This window comes from Staphylococcus lugdunensis (assembly GCF_001558775.1).
In the GTDB taxonomy this organism is placed as follows: Bacteria; Bacillota; Bacilli; order Staphylococcales; family Staphylococcaceae; genus Staphylococcus; species Staphylococcus lugdunensis.
In genome coordinates this window covers 653,681-674,066 of record NZ_CP014022.1, presented here as the reverse complement: position 1 = coordinate 674,066, position 20,386 = coordinate 653,681, and the positions used below count along the sequence as shown (strand labels likewise).

The 20,386-nt window shown below is 33.7% G+C and carries 19 protein-coding genes and 2 pseudogenes; 13 read left to right on the top strand and 8 right to left on the bottom strand.

The annotated features are described in order from the left end of the window. Positions 1–91: 91 nt before the first annotated feature. Both AL499_RS03180 and AL499_RS03175 read right to left on the bottom strand, forming a co-directional pair. Entirely contained in the window at positions 92–1,444 is a 1,353-nt protein-coding gene (locus AL499_RS03180; protein ID WP_002459413.1) for an Nramp family divalent metal transporter, read from the bottom strand. A 261-nt stretch (positions 1,445–1,705) separates the two neighbouring features. Next, entirely contained in the window at positions 1,706–2,317 is a 612-nt protein-coding gene (locus AL499_RS03175; RefSeq protein ID WP_002493059.1) for a YktB family protein, read from the bottom strand. 182 nt (positions 2,318–2,499) lie between these two features. Here AL499_RS03175 and AL499_RS03170 point away from each other — a divergent pair, with 182 nt between their 5' ends. Continuing rightward, positions 2,500–3,315: an inositol monophosphatase family protein gene (locus tag AL499_RS03170; protein ID WP_002493064.1), complete on the top strand. Its 816-nt coding sequence runs from the start codon at positions 2,500–2,502 to the stop codon at positions 3,313–3,315. Positions 3,316–3,487: 172 nt separating this feature from the next. Here AL499_RS03170 and AL499_RS03165 read toward each other — a convergent pair whose 3' ends face one another. Further along, on the bottom strand, positions 3,488–3,685 hold the full coding sequence (locus AL499_RS03165; RefSeq protein ID WP_002478359.1) for a DUF5325 family protein: 198 nt from the start codon (positions 3,683–3,685) through the stop codon (positions 3,488–3,490). A gap of 98 nt (positions 3,686–3,783) precedes the next feature. Here AL499_RS03165 and typA point away from each other — a divergent pair, with 98 nt between their 5' ends. Then, positions 3,784–5,631 carry a translational GTPase TypA gene (gene typA / locus AL499_RS03160; protein WP_002459409.1) on the top strand — a complete coding sequence of 616 codons (1,848 nt, stop codon included), beginning with the start codon at positions 3,784–3,786 and terminating at the stop codon, positions 5,629–5,631. A 156-nt stretch (positions 5,632–5,787) separates the two neighbouring features. Here the strand turns inward: typA and AL499_RS12710 are convergent. Beyond that, positions 5,788–5,931 (bottom strand): annotated as a pseudogene (locus AL499_RS12710) (DUF2197 domain-containing protein); the annotation flags it as partial. Position 5,932: 1 nt separating this feature from the next. Beyond that, on the bottom strand, positions 5,933–6,418 hold the full coding sequence (locus AL499_RS03150) for a hypothetical protein (RefSeq protein ID WP_002459407.1): 486 nt from the start codon (positions 6,416–6,418) through the stop codon (positions 5,933–5,935). 143 nt (positions 6,419–6,561) lie between these two features. On the opposite strand from AL499_RS03150, the gene AL499_RS03145 reads away from it, so the two are divergent. The 4 genes and pseudogenes from AL499_RS03145 to AL499_RS12445 form a co-directional block, all read left to right on the top strand. Further along, positions 6,562–6,840: an Fpa/YlaN family protein gene (locus AL499_RS03145; RefSeq protein WP_002459406.1), complete on the top strand. Its 279-nt coding sequence runs from the start codon at positions 6,562–6,564 to the stop codon at positions 6,838–6,840. 300 nt (positions 6,841–7,140) lie between these two features. Continuing rightward, a complete protein-coding gene (ftsW, locus tag AL499_RS03140; protein WP_002478357.1) occupies positions 7,141–8,379 on the top strand; it encodes a cell division peptidoglycan polymerase FtsW in 1,239 nt (412 codons plus the stop codon). Between the two features lie 606 nt (positions 8,380–8,985). Continuing rightward, a complete protein-coding gene (locus tag AL499_RS03135; RefSeq protein ID WP_002493061.1) occupies positions 8,986–12,432 on the top strand; it encodes a pyruvate carboxylase in 3,447 nt (1,148 codons plus the stop codon). Positions 12,433–12,898: 466 nt separating this feature from the next. Further along, positions 12,899–13,086, top strand: a pseudogene (locus tag AL499_RS12445) (IS5/IS1182 family transposase); the annotation flags it as partial. A 102-nt stretch (positions 13,087–13,188) separates the two neighbouring features. Here AL499_RS12445 and AL499_RS03130 read toward each other — a convergent pair. Beyond that, on the bottom strand, positions 13,189–14,100 hold the full coding sequence (locus AL499_RS03130) for a COX15/CtaA family protein (RefSeq protein ID WP_002493108.1): 912 nt from the start codon (positions 14,098–14,100) through the stop codon (positions 13,189–13,191). A gap of 235 nt (positions 14,101–14,335) precedes the next feature. Here AL499_RS03130 and cyoE point away from each other — a divergent pair, with 235 nt between their 5' ends. The 4 genes from cyoE to AL499_RS03110 all read left to right on the top strand — a co-directional run bounded on the left by cyoE (position 14,336) and on the right by AL499_RS03110 (position 17,427). Then, entirely contained in the window at positions 14,336–15,247 is a 912-nt protein-coding gene (gene cyoE, locus AL499_RS03125; RefSeq protein ID WP_002493104.1) for a heme o synthase, read from the top strand. Between the two features lie 25 nt (positions 15,248–15,272). Continuing rightward, entirely contained in the window at positions 15,273–15,734 is a 462-nt protein-coding gene (locus AL499_RS03120; protein WP_002478353.1) for a DUF420 domain-containing protein, read from the top strand. Positions 15,735–15,920: 186 nt separating this feature from the next. Beyond that, positions 15,921–16,976, top strand: coding sequence for a CAP-associated domain-containing protein (locus AL499_RS03115; RefSeq protein WP_037540411.1), 1,056 nt, complete (start codon positions 15,921–15,923; stop codon positions 16,974–16,976). Between the two features lie 16 nt (positions 16,977–16,992). Further along, on the top strand, positions 16,993–17,427 hold the full coding sequence (locus tag AL499_RS03110; RefSeq protein ID WP_002478351.1) for a YlbF/YmcA family competence regulator: 435 nt from the start codon (positions 16,993–16,995) through the stop codon (positions 17,425–17,427). 87 nt (positions 17,428–17,514) lie between these two features. Here AL499_RS03110 and AL499_RS03105 read toward each other — a convergent pair whose 3' ends face one another. Continuing rightward, positions 17,515–18,441, bottom strand: a complete 927-nt coding sequence (locus AL499_RS03105) for a lysophosphatidylglycerol phospholipase D (RefSeq protein ID WP_002493085.1) — start codon at positions 18,439–18,441, stop codon at positions 17,515–17,517. Positions 18,442–18,599: 158 nt separating this feature from the next. Here AL499_RS03105 and AL499_RS03100 point away from each other — a divergent pair, with 158 nt between their 5' ends. After that, entirely contained in the window at positions 18,600–18,851 is a 252-nt protein-coding gene (locus tag AL499_RS03100; RefSeq protein ID WP_002459394.1) for a YlbG family protein, read from the top strand. Positions 18,852–18,867: 16 nt separating this feature from the next. Here AL499_RS03100 and AL499_RS03095 read toward each other — a convergent pair whose 3' ends face one another. After that, on the bottom strand, positions 18,868–19,257 hold the full coding sequence (locus AL499_RS03095; protein WP_002478349.1) for a DUF7147 family protein: 390 nt from the start codon (positions 19,255–19,257) through the stop codon (positions 18,868–18,870). Between the two features lie 68 nt (positions 19,258–19,325). Here AL499_RS03095 and rsmD point away from each other — a divergent pair, with 68 nt between their 5' ends. Together rsmD and coaD are read left to right on the top strand one after the other, a co-directional pair. Beyond that, positions 19,326–19,877: a 16S rRNA (guanine(966)-N(2))-methyltransferase RsmD gene (gene rsmD, locus AL499_RS03090; RefSeq protein ID WP_002478348.1), complete on the top strand. Its 552-nt coding sequence runs from the start codon at positions 19,326–19,328 to the stop codon at positions 19,875–19,877. Next, entirely contained in the window at positions 19,870–20,352 is a 483-nt protein-coding gene (gene coaD / locus AL499_RS03085) for a pantetheine-phosphate adenylyltransferase (RefSeq protein ID WP_002459391.1), read from the top strand. Before rsmD ends, coaD begins: the two co-directional genes overlap by 8 nt. Positions 20,353–20,386: the final 34 nt, after the last annotated feature.

Below are 20,386 nucleotides of genomic sequence, written 5' to 3'. Positions count from 1 at the left end.
GGTTTGTAAATTTTCGCTTTGAAAAATTTTTACCGAGTCTCGGTCTTTAGCATGTCCTATAGATCGAGTTTTATTTTAAATTAGGAGCCATTTATATAAATTCTTTAAATGTTTCGATAATCAAATAAACATTTAATACACTTAAAACAATGATAAGTATCCATGAGCAATAATTAACCCATGATTTATTTACGAAAGGTCCCATTAGCTGTTTGTTACTTGTAGATAGCTGCAACGGTATAAGTGAAAACGGCAAAGCAATACTTAAAAATACTTGTGAAAATACTAGTAATTGTTCAATTTTCTCTTCATTACCTTTAAAAATGATGAGGCAAATAATAACTGGAATAACAGCAATTGCTCGAGTGACAAGACGTCTTAACCAGTTAGGTAATGAAATATTTAAAAAACCTTCCATAACAATTTGACCTGCTAATGTTCCTGTAATGGTCGAATTTTGACCTGAAGCTAACAAGGCAACAGCAAAAAGTGTACTCATGATAGCACCTAACGCAGCTCCAAGAATAGGTTGTGTCCGTAATGCATGGTATAAATCATAAAAGCCACCTAGTTGATCTTGGTTAACGCCATAAAATAGTGATGCACCTAATACTAATAATAAACAATTAACTACAAAGGCAACGGATAATTGTAGATTAGAATCAATTGTTGCATACTTAATTGCCTGTGCTTTTTCTTTTATAGAGTGTCTATCATATTGGCGTGATTGGACAATAGATGAATGTAGATACAAATTATGTGGCATAATTGTAGCTCCAACAATACCCAACGCGATATATAAAATTCCATGATTTGTAATGATTTCTTTATGAGGAACAAATCCTTCTAAAATAGCTGTTGTACTTGGAGAAGAGATAAATACCTCAAAGACAAAAATGGCTAATACAGTAAAAATTAATGTTCCAACAATGGCTTCAATTTTTCTAAAACCAAATTTCATTATAAATAGTAATAAAAATACATCACAGACTGTAATAATAGCGCCAACAATCAATGGGATGCCTAACAACAAATTTAGTGCGATGGCACTACCTATAACTTCTGCAATATCTGTTGCTATAATGGCAAGTTCTGCAATAATCCAGAAAATAATTGCCACTGGTTTTGAAAGATAATGTTTTGTCATTTGAGCTAAATCATGACTGGTCGCAATCCCTAGACGCAGTGTCATGCTTTGCAGTAGCATAGCAGATAAACTGGATATTAAGATAATAAATAATAAGGTATATCCAAATTGTGCTCCACCTTGCATTGAAGTAATCCAATTTCCGGGGTCCATATAACCAACAGCAACTAATAGGCCAGGGCCCAAAAATGCTAGAAATTTTTGGCTTGATGTACCATTTGAATCAAATTTAATCGTATTATTAATTTCATCTAAGCTTAGATGTTTAGGTTGATGTGTAGTGTCTCTCTTATTCATTCATAAAACTCCTTAATAGTAGATGTATAAATATTAACCTAAAATAAAAATTAGGTCAACCTAAACTTTTTTTATTATTAGAAAAAAATTATGCTTATTTAAGAAAATATATAATTTTTTGGTCAGTACGATAACACCTAGTTATAGTATCAACTATATCGGTTGAATGTATAAACAATAAAACGCAATTAAAAAAACTGCCACTGACATTTGAAATGATTCATTGTCAGTGGCAAGGTTAGAATAATTATATGGCTAAAATTATGCGTAGAATTTAATAAATTCGTTAAATGTTTCTTCAACAAAATTTAGGAAAGCTCGATCGCTTTTTAAGCGTTTATCGTTTGGTGCAAGTGTACGTGCAACAAAGAATTCGCCTTTTTTCACATTTTTGACTCTATCAATTGCTTCATGTAATTCGTCGACGGATAAGTCTTTGATAAGTGGTTTATCAGGTTTCATGTGATCAAGACAAATGCGATAATCTTCAGGTAAATGTGTTAACGTATCGAAGTGTTTATCAAATGTCTTAACACGTTGGGCTTTATCTTTAGTTTCGTGCATAACACCATACATGATAAACAGATGGTCTTTAAATAGCCCAATTTGAAAATGAGGCAACATTTTATAACCACGTTTATTCGTTGCAAATGCTACCCATGTGTCTTTAGGTGGATTAACACTGCGACGTGCATGCTTTGCTACATGTGAATAAAATGTTTCACCTGTTTGAGATGTAAAATAATCAGCAAAATAATCTCCTAAAGCACGTAATTGAGGTCTAACATGCGCTTCTAGAGCTTCCATGCGTGCATCTAAACCGTCGACATCAAATGCTTTAAAATCTTTTTGTTTAAACGTATACTTAGTCATTGTTTAACTCCTTTATAATGGAATAAGGTTGTTACTATTGTAGCATAAGTCCACACTATTCGACTTCGAAGTTGATTATAGAAATAACGTTTAAAGATCTATTGAAAAGGAAAACAAAATTGTATTGTATATAACAATGTAGGTGGAATCATGTATAATGATAGATAATAGGAGATGGTACCGTGGCACTATATGATTTTGCGAAAAGTTTAATACTAGAAGCAGGCAATAATGTTAGATTAATGATGAAAGAAAAGTTAAGTATTGAAACGAAATCAAATCCGAATGATTTAGTAACTAATGTTGATAAAGCAACAGAAACATATATTTATGAGGCAATTCACTCCAACTATCCTGAACATAAGGTGATTGGAGAAGAAGGACATGGACATAACATCAGAAATATTGATGGAGTAGTATGGGTTGTCGATCCTATTGATGGCACGCTTAATTTTGTGCATCAACGTGAAAATTTTGCGATTTCTATTGGTATTTATTACAACGGAAAAGCCTATGCAGGATTTGTTTATGATGTTATGAAAGATGCTTTATATCATGCAAAAGTACATGAGGGAGCCTTTGAAAATAATCATCGTCTTGAAGCAATTGGTACATCAGAATTAAAATCAAGTTTAATTGGTATAAATCCTAACTGGGTAACAAAGCCTATCATTGGGCCGATTTTTCAGCCAGTTGTAAATCGTGCTAGAAGTTCCCGTGCGTACGGGAGTGCTGCACTTGAAATTATTGCTGTAGCTAAAGGACAACTAGCAGCATACATTACACCAAGATTGCAACCTTGGGACTTTGCTGGCGGGTTAATTATACTAAATGAAGTTGGTGGCAAGGGAAGTAATTTGTTAGGAGAAACTTTAGAGATTACACATCCTGATTCTGTTTTAATGGCTAATCAAACAGTTCACGAAGAACTTCTTCAACAGTTCTTTTTACCACATCAACAAACTTTAACAGAATTACATGCTAAATATTACAAATAAAAGAGAGCGGAACAGAATGCATTATGAATTCGAAGTTTCGCCCTGACATGGTTGACTAGGATTGAAAAAACTTGTATAAGCGTATCTTTAATCCAGTCAACTACTGCCAATATAGAGTTCAGAGCCCAGAACAAGAATAATGTTCCAGGCTCTTCTAATATTCATCTGAAGTTTATAGCCAATGATTATTACGATATTTTTTCTTAAGTGTAAAGCCTATGCCAAATATTGCAATGAGCAATATAAGTGTTAAAATCATCATTGGAACACTTCCAGCACCAACACTGAAGCTAAATAACACTAAAAATATAACAGCTAAGATTGATAATATCCAAAATATAGATTTTGATTTTTGTTTTTGATTTTGCATACCCCACCCCACCTTTTGCTTATCATTTCTTAATAGTATGATATAATAAAAAAGTTGTAATTAAAAGTGGGAGTTTACCTAAGAAAGGAAATAATAATATGACTAATAGAAGAGAAGATGTACGTAATATCGCAATTATTGCTCACGTCGATCATGGTAAAACGACATTAGTAGATGAATTACTTAAACAGTCGGGTATTTTTAGAGAGAATGAACATGTTGACGAGAGAGCGATGGACTCTAATGATTTAGAGAGAGAACGTGGTATTACAATTCTTGCCAAAAATACTGCAGTCGACTATAAAGGAACAAGAATTAACATCTTAGATACACCTGGACACGCTGATTTTGGCGGTGAAGTAGAGCGTATCATGAAAATGGTTGATGGTGTCGTTTTAGTAGTAGATGCGTATGAAGGTACGATGCCACAGACACGTTTTGTATTGAAAAAAGCATTAGAACAAAATTTAAAACCAGTTGTGGTTGTTAATAAAATTGACAAACCATCTGCTAGACCTGAAGGTGTAGTAGATGAAGTTCTAGATTTGTTTATCGAATTAGAAGCTAACGATGAGCAATTAGATTTCCCAGTAGTTTATGCTTCAGCTGTAAATGGTACAGCGAGTCTTGATGCTGAGAAACAAGATGAAAATATGCAATCACTATATGAAACAATTATTGATTATGTGCCAGCACCAATTGATAACAGTGATGAACCATTACAATTCCAAGTAGCATTATTGGATTATAATGATTACGTTGGCCGTATTGGTATTGGGCGAGTTTTCAGAGGGAAAATGCATGTAGGTGATAATGTTTCATTAATTAAATTAGATGGCAGTGTAAAAAATTTCCGTGTGACTAAAATATTTGGTTATTTCGGCTTAAAACGTGAGGAAATTGAAGAAGCGCAAGCCGGTGATTTAATCGCTGTTTCTGGTATGGAGGACATTAACGTAGGTGAAACGGTTACGCCAACGGATAATCAAGAAGCATTACCGGTGTTACGCATTGATGAGCCTACATTAGAAATGACATTTAAGGTGAATAATTCACCATTTGCTGGGCGTGAAGGAGATTTTGTGACAGCACGTCAAATTCAAGAACGTCTAGAACAACAGCTTGAAACAGATGTTTCCTTAAAAGTATCACCAACTGACTCTCCTGATACATGGATTGTTGCTGGTCGTGGAGAATTACATTTATCTATTTTAATTGAGAATATGAGACGTGAAGGGTTCGAGCTTCAAGTATCTAAACCACAAGTTATTTTAAGAGAAATTGATGGTGTATTAAGTGAACCATTTGAACGTGTTCAATGTGAAGTACCTTCTGAAAATGCAGGTGCTGTGATTGAATCATTAGGTGCACGTAAAGGCGAAATGGTTGATATGACAACAACGGATAATGGTTTAACGCGCTTAATCTTTATGGTTCCAGCACGTGGTATGATTGGTTACACAACTGAATTCATGTCTATGACACGTGGATACGGTATTATCAATCATACATTTGAAGAGTTTAGACCGCGAGTGAAAGCACAAATTGGTGGTCGTCGTAACGGTGCATTGATTTCAATGGATCAAGGTCAAGCAACAGCATATGCCATTATAGGTTTAGAAGATCGTGGTGTTAACTTCATGGAACCAGGTACTGAAGTATATGAAGGTATGATTGTTGGAGAACACAATCGTGAAAATGATTTAACTGTAAATATAACAAAAGCAAAACACCAAACAAACGTGCGATCTGCAACAAAAGATCAAACACAAACAATGAATCGTCCTAGAATTTTAACGTTGGAAGAAGCGTTAGAGTATATTAATGATGATGAATTAGTAGAGGTAACACCGCAAAGTATTCGTTTGAGAAAGAAAATTTTAAACAAAGCAGCACGCGAAAAAGAAGCAAAACGTGTAAAACAAATGATGCAAGATAACGAATAAAATAGATTAGTAAGTGATATAAAAAAGCTGATTGAAGTATTGACTTCAATCAGTTTTTTTAGTCTTTGCAGTTTTTTTATTCTTCTTGAGCGACTTTTTCGGCTGTTTGTGACAGCGTTTATCTGTTGCATTTCTTTGTGTTTCTTGTGTATAAGGTCGTTGTTTAGGTTTATCCAGTCGACTCTTACAATCATCGCACATAAACGTGCGTATAGGATTATTTTGTAATCGCTTAGCTTCAACGGTTGCTTCATCAATAAATACTTTGCGATCACAAATGATACATTGCACTTCACGCAAATTAAATCACCTCGATATGAGTTATATGCTTAAACTGGTAATCATATCCTTTATTTTGTATATAAACAAAACTATCAACAGCATTGTCTTCATAGAGACGTTTACCATCTTTAGCGAATTGGAAAAATAAATAGGGGAGTAAATCTAATGGAACATCGATAGCATCTTGGTTTTTATCAATTAAGCGAATCATTGTTGCATTATTATGCGGTTCAGCATTTTTGAAAAACGGAGTCATATTAATGACGAAAGAGTCCTCTAAGACGGCACGTTTTTTATATTTAATCTCAGAATTAAGTGTTGGTGGGTTTGTTTGACCTTCAAGTATGGCACGATTCCATTCTCTATTATCATCAAATTCAATGGGTTTAGATCCGTCAAAAACGCCTTGTTCAAGGTCAGAAATACTGACTTTACGATCATCAAAAATCCAAGTTGTACTATCCAATGTAATCGGATATTTAACTTCACCTGTTATCTGTATCATTATATGTTACACTCCCTAAATTTAAACTACGATTTCATTTTAGCATAAATTTAAAATTTCCTTTACTGAAATTCACTTGCTTTTTGGTATGTAGTAAGATAAACTTTTTACATGAAGATATTTAAGGATAGGGGGAGTATGTGATGGCGAACCAAACTAATTTAAAAAGTGTGGCATATGAACAATTAAACAAAGATGCAGATAGAATATTACAACTTATCAAAGTTCAAATAGATAATTTAACGTTACCATCTTGCCCATTATATGAAGAAGTTCTCGATACTCAAATGTTTGGCCTACAAAAAGAAGTTGATTTTGCTGTTCAACTTGGGCTTGTTGATAAAGAAGATGGCAAAGATTTAATGTTAAGACTTGAGAAAGAACTTTCAAAATTACATGAAGCATTTACAGATGTTAAATAATAAATGGGAGTTTTTAATAACTTATATATAATTAAGTGTTGCGTACTAACAAGATACATACATGCGGGTTGATGACAAGTGACTGGAGTATTAATTGAACTTAATATTCTCAGTCACTTTTATGTTAAGTATGATGAATGTTGTGTTTGATTTTGTTTATGAGCTATAGTCAGTTAATATTTGAGAAATAGCTCGCTTGAAGTATATAATAGTTTAGAAAGATTTCTTTACATAATTTTAAAATATAAATTTTTCAGATGAAATAACTAGTTTAAAATTTAGAATTGGATGATCAACTTTATGAATAATTTTAAAAATTTAATGAGAAAGATTGGTAAAACATCTAAATTTATCGATTATCCATTATTAATAGCTTATGTGATATTGTGCCTGATTGGATTAGTTATGGTATATAGTGCAAGTATGGTTGCTGCTACTAAAGGAACGTTAACTGGTGGCGTTGAGGTAGCTGGTACGTATTTTTACGATCGACAATTACTCTATGTTATTTTGAGTTTTGCGATTGTATTTGTCATTGCATTTTTGCTAAACGGCAAAATCTTGAAAAACCCTCAAGTGCAGGTAGGTATTATGGGAACAATCATACTATTACTACTTTTAACGCTCATTATTGGGAAGAACATTAATGGTTCAAAAAGTTGGATTAACCTCGGATTTATGAACTTACAAGCGTCAGAATTACTTAAAATTGCCATTATTATGTATATCCCTTTTATTATTGATAGAAAAATGCCTAGAGTAAAAAAAGATTTTACTTTAATATTTGCACCTGTGGGATTAGTTTTATTCTGTTTAGCGCTTGTCTTTTTACAGCGCGATGTTGGGCAAACATTATTGATTATTATTATATTTGGTTCGATATTGTTATATTCAGGTTTAGGCTTTGAAAAGTTTTTCAAAGGAAAGTTCTTTATCATCTTAACGGCTATTGCTGCAGCTTTTTTCATAGTATTACTTATAGTGGCATTATCAGGACATTTGCCTGGCTATTTACAAGCGCGTTTTAGTACATTAGTTGATCCGTTCGCATCATCGGCTGGAACGGGTTATCACATTTCTAACTCACTTATAGCTATAGGTAATGGAGGTCTATTTGGTCGAGGACTAGGCAACAGTGTGATGAAGTTAGGTTATTTACCTGAACCACATACCGATTTCATCTTTGCTATAATTTGTGAAGAATTAGGATTAGTCGGTGGTTTATTCGTTATAGGCTTATTATTTTTTATTGTCTATAGAGCTTTTATACTTGCAAATAAAACGACATCATATTTCAATAAACTTGTATGTGTTGGTGTAGCAAGCTATATTGGCAGTCAAACATTTGTTAATTTAGGAGGCATTTCTGCAACCATTCCATTGACTGGTGTACCATTGCCATTTATTAGTTTTGGTGGTTCATCAATGATTAGTTTAAGCATTGCACTTGGCTTATTGCTTATGATCGGTAAACAAATTAAGAAAGAAGATAAATTACGCAAACAACGTCAAAAAAGTATGCCAAAACGCATAATGTAGTAACATCTATCTTTATAGCTATTTGAATCATTTATCATCCAAGATGCTGCGACATAGAAGCCTCTGACAAGTTGAAGAAGTCAATTTCTACTGAAACTCAATAGAAATTGACTTCTTCATTATTTCTATCATTAAAGGACCATTAAGACAAATACGAAGCCCTTCACCAAAACACATAAAAGTGGGGCCCCAACAAAGAGAAATGCAAGAAGCATTTCTACAGACAACGCAAGTTGGGGTGGGGCCCCAACAAAGAGAAATGCAAGAAGCATTTCTACGGACAACGCAAGTTGGGGATGCTGAAGTCTGTCTTTATATGTCAAACTACCTTTAATGCTATTTTGGAGAGATGTATGTCCTAGCTGGTTTTAATCATTTATGATTATTTTACTAAGTTTTAGATATAGTATAGCAACAAATACTGAATGATGATAAAATTAAATTATGATATATAATAACTTTTGCTTATTCGCTTATGGTCAGTTTTAGTTTGTGTATTGTTAGCATATTTTCACAAAATATTAATGGCTTTTTAGCGTAAATTAAGATAAAATTTTATTATCTAATTAGTTAGAATTTTCAAATAATAAGAGGGGTGTCACTGCTTTGAAACACATTAAAAAGTTACTGGTTGCCAACCGCGGTGAAATAGCAATAAGAATTTTTAGAGCAGCAACTGAATTAAATATTAAAACGGTCGCAATTTATTCTAATGAGGATAAAAGTTCTTTACATAGATATAAAGCTGATGAGTCCTATTTAGTTGGTAAAGATTTGGGACCAGCCGAAAGTTATTTGAACATCGAACGCATTATAGCTGTAGCTAAAGAAGCTGGTGCAGATGCCATACATCCAGGGTATGGTTTTTTAAGTGAAAATGAACATTTTGCACATCGATGCCATGAAGAAGGCATTAAATTTATAGGACCTCATTTAGATCATTTAGATATGTTTGGGGATAAGGTTAAAGCAAGAACAACTGCAATAAATGCGGATTTACCTGTTATACCAGGGACAGATGGACCGATAGAAAACTTTGAAAGTGCTCGCGCATTTGCGGATGAGGCGGGCTATCCGTTAATGATTAAAGCCACAAGTGGTGGTGGCGGTAAAGGTATGCGTATCGTTAGGGAAGCGAACGAATTAGAAGATGCCTTTCATCGTGCTAAATCTGAAGCTGAAAAATCTTTTGGCAATAGTGAAGTATATATTGAAAGATACATTGATAATCCTAAACATATTGAAGTACAAGTTATTGGAGATGAATTTGGCAATATTGTGCATCTATATGAGCGTGATTGTTCAGTACAACGTCGCCATCAAAAAGTTGTTGAGGTAGCGCCATCTGTTGGTTTGTCAAAAGAATTGCGAGAGAAAATTTGTAATGCAGCTTTACAATTAATGACTAAAATCAAATATGTAAACGCCGGTACGGTGGAATTTTTAGTTTCAGGTGAAGACTTTTATTTTATTGAAGTCAATCCTCGTGTCCAAGTAGAACATACGATCACTGAAATGATTACAGGTATTGATATTGTTAAAACTCAAATATTAGTGGCTGATGGTGCAAGCTTATTTGGTGAGGAAATTGGTTTACCACAACAACAAGATATCCATACTTTAGGATATGCAATTCAATGCCGCATTACAACAGAAGATCCTACTAATGATTTTATGCCTGATTCAGGTACAATCATTGCTTATCGTTCAAGTGGTGGCTTTGGCGTTAGATTGGATGCTGGTGATGGATTCCAAGGTGCGGAAATTTCACCTTATTATGATTCATTGCTTGTCAAATTATCAACGCATGCCGTGACTTTTAAACAAGCAGAAGAAAAAATGGAACGATCATTACGTGAGATGCGTATCCGTGGTGTGAAAACGAATATTCCATTTTTGATTAATGTGATGAGAAATGAAAAATTTAGAAGCGGCGATTATACAACTAAATTTATTGAGGAAACACCTGAATTATTTGATATACAACCGACACTGGATAGGGGAACAAAAACACTTGAATACATTGGCAATGTAACAATCAATGGCTTCCCAAATGTTCAGCAAAGACCTAAACCAGATTATGAAACGACTTCTATACCACGTATTGCAAAGAAACAAATCAATAGTTTGTCTGGTACTAAACAATTGTTAGATCAGCATGGACCAAATCATGTTGCACAATGGGTGCGTCAACAAGATGATGTCTTAATTACTGATACCACTTTTAGAGATGCACATCAATCTCTCTTAGCTACGAGAGTACGTACAAAAGATTTAATGAATATTGCTTCAAAAACAGCTGAAGTCTTTAAAGATAGTTTTTCACTTGAAATGTGGGGTGGCGCAACCTTTGATGTTGCATATAATTTCCTTAAAGAAAACCCATGGGAGCGATTAGAACGTCTTCGTGAAGCAATTCCAAATGTATTATTCCAAATGTTGTTGCGTGCGTCGAATGCGGTGGGGTATAAGAATTACCCCGATAATGTTATCAAGAAATTTGTTGCTGAAAGCGCCAAAGCTGGGGTAGATGTCTTTAGAATTTTCGATTCATTAAATTGGGTCGATCAAATGAAGGTAGCCAATGAAGCGGTGCAAGAAGCAGGTAAGATTTCTGAAGGTACCATCTGTTATACAGGTGATATTTTAAATCCGGAGCGTTCTAATGTCTTTACGTTAGAATACTATGTAAATTTAGCTAAACAATTAGAACGTGAAGGTTTCCATATATTAGCGATTAAAGATATGGCAGGTTTGTTGAAACCTAAAGCAGCATATGAATTAATTGGCGAATTGCGCGCAGCTGTTGATATGCCTATTCATTTGCATACACATGATACAAGTGGCAACGGATTGTTGACATACAAAGAGGCAATTGATGCTGGGGTAGATATTATTGATACAGCAGTCGCATCAATGAGTGGTTTAACAAGTCAACCAAGCGCGAACTCTTTATACTATGCTTTAAATGGCTTTGATCGTAATATGCGTACTGATATCGCTGGACTTGAAACGTTGAGTCATTACTGGGGGCATGTGCGTGATTATTATAATGATTTTGAAAGTGATATTAAATCTCCAAATACTGAAATTTACCAACATGAAATGCCAGGTGGTCAATATTCAAATTTAAGTCAACAAGCTAAAAGTTTAGGTTTAGGAGAACGCTTTGACGAAGTTAAAGATATGTATCGCCGTGTTAACTTCTTATTTGGTGATATCGTTAAAGTTACGCCTTCATCAAAAGTTGTTGGGGATATGGCACTTTATATGGTTCAAAATGATTTGGACGAAGAAAGCGTGATTAGAGATGGTCATAAACTTGATTTTCCTGAATCAGTAGTTTCTTACTTTAAAGGGGAAATTGGGCAACCAGTTAATGGTTTTAATAAGCAATTGCAGGATGTTATTTTAAAAGGTCAGCAGCCGTTAACCGCACGACCAGGTGAATATCTGGATGATGTAAACTTTGATGCAGTACGTAAAGAATTGGCTAATAAACAACAAGAAGAAGTGACTGATCAAGATTTAATTAGTTATGTATTGTACCCTAAAGTATACGAACAATATATAGCGACTAAAGAGCAATATGGTAATTTATCATTACTAGATACACCTACTTTCTTCTTTGGAATGCGTCATGGAGAAACAGTAGAAATTGAAATTGATACTGGTAAACGTTTGATTATTAAATTGGAAACGATTAGTGAGCCAGATGAAAATGGCAATCGTACAATCTATTTTGTGATGAATGGTCAAGCACGACGTATCTACATTAAAGATGAAAATGTTAAAACAAATGTGAATGTAAAACCTAAAGCAGACAAGACGAACCCAAGTCATATTGGTGCGCAAATGCCTGGATCTGTGACAGAAGTTAAAGTTGCTGTAGGAGATGAAGTTTCTGTAAATCAACCGTTATTAATAACTGAAGCTATGAAAATGGAAACAACAATACAAGCACCATTCAATGGTATAATTAAGCAAGTCACTGTGGCAAATGGTGATGCCATCGCTACTGGTGATCTGCTTATCGAAATTGAAAAAATATAACATAATAATAAAGGCACAAAAAGGGTCTGGGACATACATCTCAGAAAAACAGCAGTAAGATATTTTCAATTTAAAAATATCTTGCTGCTGTTCTCTATTTTCACAATACTTCGTATTGAATGGCTTCGCTTTCCTAGGGTGCCGTCTCAGCCACCCCAACTTGCTTTGTCCGTTGGCTTTCTTTTCGAAAGCCTATCTGTCGGGGCTCCACCACAACTTGCTTTGCTTGGTGAAATGCTTTTCGCATTTCTCTTTGTTGGGGGCCCACCCCAACTTGCTTTGATCGACGAAATACTTTTCGTATTTCTCTCTGTTGGGGCCCCTGTCTTCGACTGGCACTGCTCCCTCAGGAGTCTCGCCATAAATACTGCGTATTAACATGTAATTTTACCTTTAAATGCTTTAAAAATAAGGCACTTTCGTGTCATTTAATAAACTTTACTAAACTAAATGAACGAGGTGCCTTATGTATAAAGCTTATAACATGACTCAACTTACACTATACACTACCAATGGAAACTTCAATTCTTATTCCTACAAATAATATTTCTCGATATTTAAATGAAATTGTTGAAACAATCCCAGATAATGAATTCAAAACACCATCATGGGGCTACATCTTACCACCTTAAAATGATAACGAGCTATATATTATCTAATACATAAGGGAAAAGCCAATTTCTATCAAATAATTTTAATAGAAATTGGCTTTTTTACATTGTTTAAGAACTTAATGTCCCAGACCCTTTTTTAAAATTATAAATGTGAGCTGCGAATTGTTCGAAGCATTAACATAATAAAGTATGCAATCATACCAAACAGTATCGTAATAAATAATGCGTGGAATAAAGCTATAATTAAATTAACGTGCGTAATGATTGAAAGTGCACCAGTCACAACTTGTAAAATAATAAGTATAAATGCTGCAGTGTAACCATAACGAACCGTTCTATTTTCTGAATAATTCTTAACGGCATGAATAAAGGTAATTAAAATCCATGTAAAAGCAATCAATGCCATACCTCTATGAACAAATTGTACCCATTCTTGTTCACCATGTGGCATAATATGATCGAATGGAACTGGCCACGCCCCATAAGCTAGACTTGCTTTGGTATGACGTACTAAAGCACCAGTATAAATTGTAAGATAAACGATAATCGTCATAATCCAAGTTAATGTTCTTAGTGGTTTTTTGATATATAATTCATCAGCTTCGTATTTTTGGTCTACTTCAAAAACAATCAACATTAAGACAAAAACAGATGAGAAACTAATTAAAGAAATACCAAAGTGTAATGCTAAAACATAAGAATTTTGTTGCCAAATAACGGCTGCTGCGCCCACTAATGCTTGTACAAGTAAAAAAGCGACACTGATAATACATAGTGGCTTCACTTCTTTGATATAACCAATATTTTTCCATGCTGTAATAACAAGCCATAAAACAATGATTAGAGATAAACCTGACATTGCTCGGTGACTTAATTCAATAATCGTTGCGATCGGTAAATTTTCTGGTAATAAAGCACCGTGACATAGTGGCCATGAAGCACCACAACCATCTTCAGAACCAGTTTTTGTTACTAAAGCCCCACCTAATTGTACAAACCCCATAATTATGGCAGCTAGTACGGATAACCATTTAAGGTTTTTTTGTTTAAACAATTTTATACACCCCATCATTAAATAATAGTTAGCCTAAATTATACCTTGGATGACTATAATTTAATGTCCATATTTCTATTCTAGCCATTATTTCAATTATACATCATTCATAGTGTTTTCAAAAAGAGAGTTTTTGAATGTCGATAAAGTGTCACAAATAATTTTTTATTCAACTGGTCAATTTACTATATTTAATATATCATAGTACTATATGGAAATTTTAAGGAGGGGGCATATGAATAAAGAACAGACTTTATCACACACTTCAAGTCGCGTTTCTTTCAAAGAATTACAACAAATAATTAAAATGGGTCTTGTTCAAGGTAATTTGATTCCTGCATTTGCGGGTGCTTGGCTTGCAGTCGTTATGACTAGCCATTCCTTCCTATCATCGATTCCACAAATTATATTAATGATAATAGGGTCGACTTTGATTATGGGGGGCGCTTGTGCAATAAACAACTACTACGATCAAGATATAGATCGTATTATGCCAAGTAAACAAAACCGACCGACCGTTAATGATAGAATTTCAGATAGAAACTTAATGCTATTAAGCTTCGGAATGATGTTAGTGGGGGAAGCTTGTTTATTTTTATTAAATATTCCAACTGGTGTACTAGGTCTTGTAGGTATAGTTGGTTATGTATCATTTTATTCTATTTGGTCTAAACGTCATACAACGTGGAATACTGTAGTAGGTAGTTTTCCTGGTGCAGTACCTCCATTAATTGGATGGGCAGCTATTGACGGACAATTAAGTCTTGCTGCTTTCGGACTATTTTTAGTGGTATTTTGTTGGCAACCAATTCATTTTTACGCTTTAGCAATTAAAAGAAAGGATGAATATGCATTAGCCAACATTCCAATGTTACCATCCGTTAAAGGTATCAAAAGAACGCGTGTCAGCATGTTCTTTTGGCTTGTTTGTTTATTGCCTTTACCATTCTTCTTCACTAATTTAGGTACTACATTTATTGTGTTAGCTACTTTATTAAATTTAGGATGGCTTTTCATTGGTTTGACAACATTTAAAAAGGATACAGACCAAACAAAATGGGCTACAAAAATGTTTATATACTCGCTCAATTATTTAGTAGTATTTTTCGTAATGGTTGTTGTAGTTTCATTAATTAAAATGATATAAAATACTGAAGGCAAGGATGAAATTTATGAATGTACCTATTCTACCTACGATTAGTACGAGTTGTATTGTAATTAGTGCCATTTTAATTGCCATCGGTTGGTGGCAAATTTGGCATAGGCATGTAAATGCTCATAAGAAAACAATGTTATGGGCCGCTGTATTCGCATTAACGTTCTTTATTATTTATGCAACACGTACTGTGTTTATAGGTAATACGGACTTTGGTGGTCCCGATTCATTGCGACCATTTTATAAAGGTTTTTTATTTTTCCACATAAACCTAGCTACATTAGGTGGTATTGGTGGTTTAGTACAGATTATTACTGCTTTTAAGGATAAATTTAATATTCATAGAAAAATTGGTCCTACAGCATCTGTTATTTGGTTTTTGACAGCTATTACAGGTGTTACGGTGTATATACTACTTTATGTATTATATCCAGGTGGGGAGACGACGTCGGTAATTAAGGCAACGTTAGGATTATAATCTCAATACAACTGGGCTATAGGGGCTCTATTAACTGGTGAAACTTGTCGTTTTACCAGTTTTTTATCTACTTAATTGAATATTACGATTAAATTAAAGTACAATAAAAGCCGAAGTCCTTATATAAAATGTTTTGTAGTTTAAAGTATCAATTTTTATAATATATTATTAAGTAAGAGGTGAAAGATAATCAAATTATTATTGAAAATATTAGGTGTCGTGCTGTTAGTAACATTTTTAATATATTTATTTTATTCACCTCGATTACAATTTGATGTATTAGAAAATCCAAATAAATCTACTAATACGAGTCGTTCAGATCAAAGTGCACATCAAAACAATCAAAAAGATGATGGAAATCCTAAGCCTAAAGAAGGGATTGGCACTTGGATAGGAAAAGACATCTCTTATTTAACTAAAAAGTTTGGACAGGCAGATCGGTCATATCGATATAGTGATCATTATAAAAACTATGTTTTTAAACAACAAGATGCTTATTATGTTGTATTAGTTAGAGATAAGCGTATTAAATCGGTTTATGCTACGGGTGAAAATGCCAATGTTGCCCCTTTAAAAATTAATGATAGTGCAGCTAGAATTTTTGAGAATACGAGTATTAACCCTGATCCAACATTTAAAGTTAATAATAGGACATATCATTTTGAATTATCAGATGAAGATTTGAAAACTCAAACATTGATAAAATATGGTGAAAATTATGCTCAAGTTTATGTTGATCAACAAACGAATGATATTATGGGAATACGTTATTTAGATAAAGAGGCACTTGCACTTTTTAAACCTTATCGTTTAGAAGATGATGAACAATCATCGAAGTCTCGCATCAAGCATTCTGCAGATATTCCTTTTGAGCAAAACCCAAATCAGCTTATGACACTTTATGAAATAACTAATGAAATACGTAAACTAAAAGGAATTAAACCGATGCGTGTTAATAGTGATATTGCCCATATCGCCGCAATTAACTTATATGATGCAACAGATTCTGATAGTGTAGCATTTACTGAAGATACGTTACGAAATCAATTAGAGAATCAAAATATTGAATTTAAAACGACAAGTCAAAATGTTGGTTATGATTTTGATGATGTCCCAACACTCATCCATAGTTGGATGAATTCGGATATACATCGCTCAAGATTATTGAATAAAAAATACAATGAAATGGGTGGAGAAGTTATGAAAAATTACTACTCACTTATTTTTGTGGAAGATAAATAAAGGAGGTAGGCCAAAGATGTACACAGAAGAAATGGGTTATATTTTAGATGAAATCGAAAAGTTATCAGATATGGTGACTGATTCAGAAATATATTATCAGTTTAAAGAGGCTCAATTAAAGCTAGATCGTGATGATGAAGCACATCTCATGTATGAAGCTTTCTTAAAATATAAACATATGTATGATGAAGTCATGCGTTTTGGCCGATACCATCCTGACTATCAAACTATAATGTTAGAAACACGGCGTCGCAAACGTGCTTATGAAATGCTTCCGGTTGTGATGGACTATAAAGTTAAGGAAGTTAAGTTACAAAATTTAATAGATGAACTTATAAGCAAAATCGCACATGCAGTATCTGCAAATGTGAAAATTGAGGCAGGAAATCCCTTTTTCCAAACGGATGAGCGTGGTTGTGCATCAGGAGGTTCATGCAAGTGCTCGTTATAAGTAGAATTAGAATATAATTAACATATATAGTAAAAACCTTCAAGTGAGACTATAGCAGTCAAACATTTGAAGGTTTTTCACGATATTTTATTTTATCGTTAATGAATCCTTAAATTGTTTTCCAAGATCAGGGCGATCTGTTACCAGTGTGTGTGCACCTTTTAAATATAAATCATGCATCATATCAATGCTATTAATACCGTAATATCCCGGTACAATATTTAGGGTATTTAACCACTGGATAAAGCGACGAGAAGTTAATGGTATGCCTTTGAAATGTGTTGGCATTTGGAAAGTATTTGCTTGTGGGTGAAAGCTACGTGCAGTGCCACTAAAGAACTTCAAAAATCCTTCTGCGACTTCCTTTTGACTAGCGCCAATTGCAACTGAATTTTGCGCTATTTTATTGAACCTGTCAATTTGTTTACTATAGAAGCTTGTAACTAATACACGGTCTTGCGCTTGATTATTTAAAATATCGTCAAACATCTTTTGTGGTGCAATAGATCCTTCATAGCTCCCTGGATGATCTTTTAAATCAACGTTAATTCGCATGTTTGGATATAATTTTAGTAATTCATCAAATGTTAGAATAGCTGTTTTCTCATGACCACGATAAGGTGTGGTTCCATTTATATCTGTAAAATGATAACCCGCATCCAATTTTTTTAATTCAGCTACAGTATGTTCGCTTACTTTACCTGAACCATTTGTGGTGCGATCAACTGTAGCATCATGAAAAACAATGAGTTTTTCATCTTTAGTAAGGCGTACGTCTGTTTCGAAACCATCTACATCAAAAGATACAGCATGGTCAAATGCAAGTTGAGTTTGCTCTGGTCTTACGGCCATGCCACCTCGATGTGCAAAAATATAAGGTGAACGTCCTTGGAAGAATGGTGGAATCGTCTTTGGCTGTTGTTGGGATTGTTGTCGTTTATAGAATAATAGGCCACTCATAATACCTATTCCAGCTAATCCCCAGTTTATTAAACGTTTATTTTTTATTGACATATATAGTGCCTCCTCAAAGGTATTAATATAAGCGTATCAAATTTATATATTAGGTAACAGTAAAGGTACTTTATTTCGTATTAGGACGAAGTTATTTTCTAAAATATTAAGACATGATATGATAATGAATGCATAAATAAATGGAGTGATGACAAACAATGAACTTAATACCTAGAACGAGTTTGACTGTTTATTTAAAACACATTAAACATGAGCGACAGCTGCGAAAATACGGACATATTGTTCATACAAATAAGCAAGAAAGATATGTCATTATTTATATTAATGAAGTTGATGCAGATGTAATTGTGCATAAGCTGATGCAAATGAAATACGTTCGGCACATTGATGCTTCGCCATATAAATACTTAAAGAAAACATATGAAAAAGAAAAGCACGAAACGCTTTAATTCAATAGTTTAAATATCATTGGAGTGGTGGTATCCAATTTTGTAAACGCAAAATGCTGATTAGATATTTAAAGTATAGGTCTAAATCGTGAAAGGCTTCGATAGGCTGAACATCAACACCAATCGTTTGAATATTATATTGTTCAGCTTTCTCATTAATCATCTGAAACTTTTTGTTACTTTCTGGATAAGGATAAGACATCGCATTAAGCATGATATACATAGCTTGAAAATGATGGCCTTCAGTAGGTTGCATAACGAGTGCTATAGATGATCGTTGCTTTTCAGATTCTGGCGTGTGGAAGTACATTATTTTATCTACACGAGCATGGTCATAATCTATCAGTGTTAAAAATTCAAACAGGTCAGTCAACCCTTCTCCAAGAACGATAAATGATTGTTTCATTAGTTAAGTAATTCTCCTTTTTTAATCAAATTATAGTAAAACACAAGATGAAATGGAAGTGTATTAACATGCGCGTGATAGCTGGTAAACATAAAAGTAAAGCACTTGAAAGTTTAGAAGGTCGAAACACGAGACCAACAATGGATAAAGTTAAAGAAGGCATTTTTAATAGTCTTCACAATGTAAGTGGACTTGGACTAGATTTATTTGCTGGAAGTGGTGCGCTTGGTATTGAAGGTTTGTCACGTGGAATGGATAAAGTAATCTTTGTTGATCAGAATTTTAAAGCAATCAAAGTAATTCAAGCGAATTTACAACAATTAGACTTAACAGAACAAGCTGAAGTATACAAAAATAATGCAGATAGAGCATTAAAAGCTTTAAATAAAAGGGATATTCAATTTGATTATATCTTTTTAGATCCGCCATACAATAAAGGACTTATAGATAAAGCTTTAATTCAAATTGAAACATTTAATTTGTTAAAAGAAAGTGGTATCATCATCTGTGAGTTTAGTCATCAAGAAGATATTGCTATACAATCATTCAAAGAGCTTAAACGCTATCATTATGGTTTAACAGACACGTTGCTGTTAGAAAAAGGAGATAAAAATGGGTAAGACAAAGGCAGTTATTCCAGGAAGTTTTGATCCAATCACGTACGGACATTTAGATATTATTGAACGTAGTGCGGGACGATTTGATGAATTACATGTTTGTGTGTTGAAAAATAGTAATAAAGCTGGCACATTTACGGTAAATGAACGCATTGAACTTATTGAGGAGTCTGTAAAACATTTATCTAATGTTCAGGTCCATCATTTTGATGGATTACTTGTTGATTTTTGTGATCAAATAGGTGCTAAAACAATTATTAGAGGCTTACGTGCGGTTAGTGATTTTGAATATGAATTGCGATTAACATCTATGAACAAAAAGCTTAATAGTGATGTTGAAACGATGTACATGATGACAAGTACAAATTATTCCTTCATTAGTTCAAGTGTTGTTAAGGAAGTAGCACAATATAAAGCAAATATAAGTGATTTTGTACCACCTAACGTAGCAACTGCATTGAAAGAAAAATTTAAATAATATGTAAACAACCCCTTCTGAAAGTACTATTTAA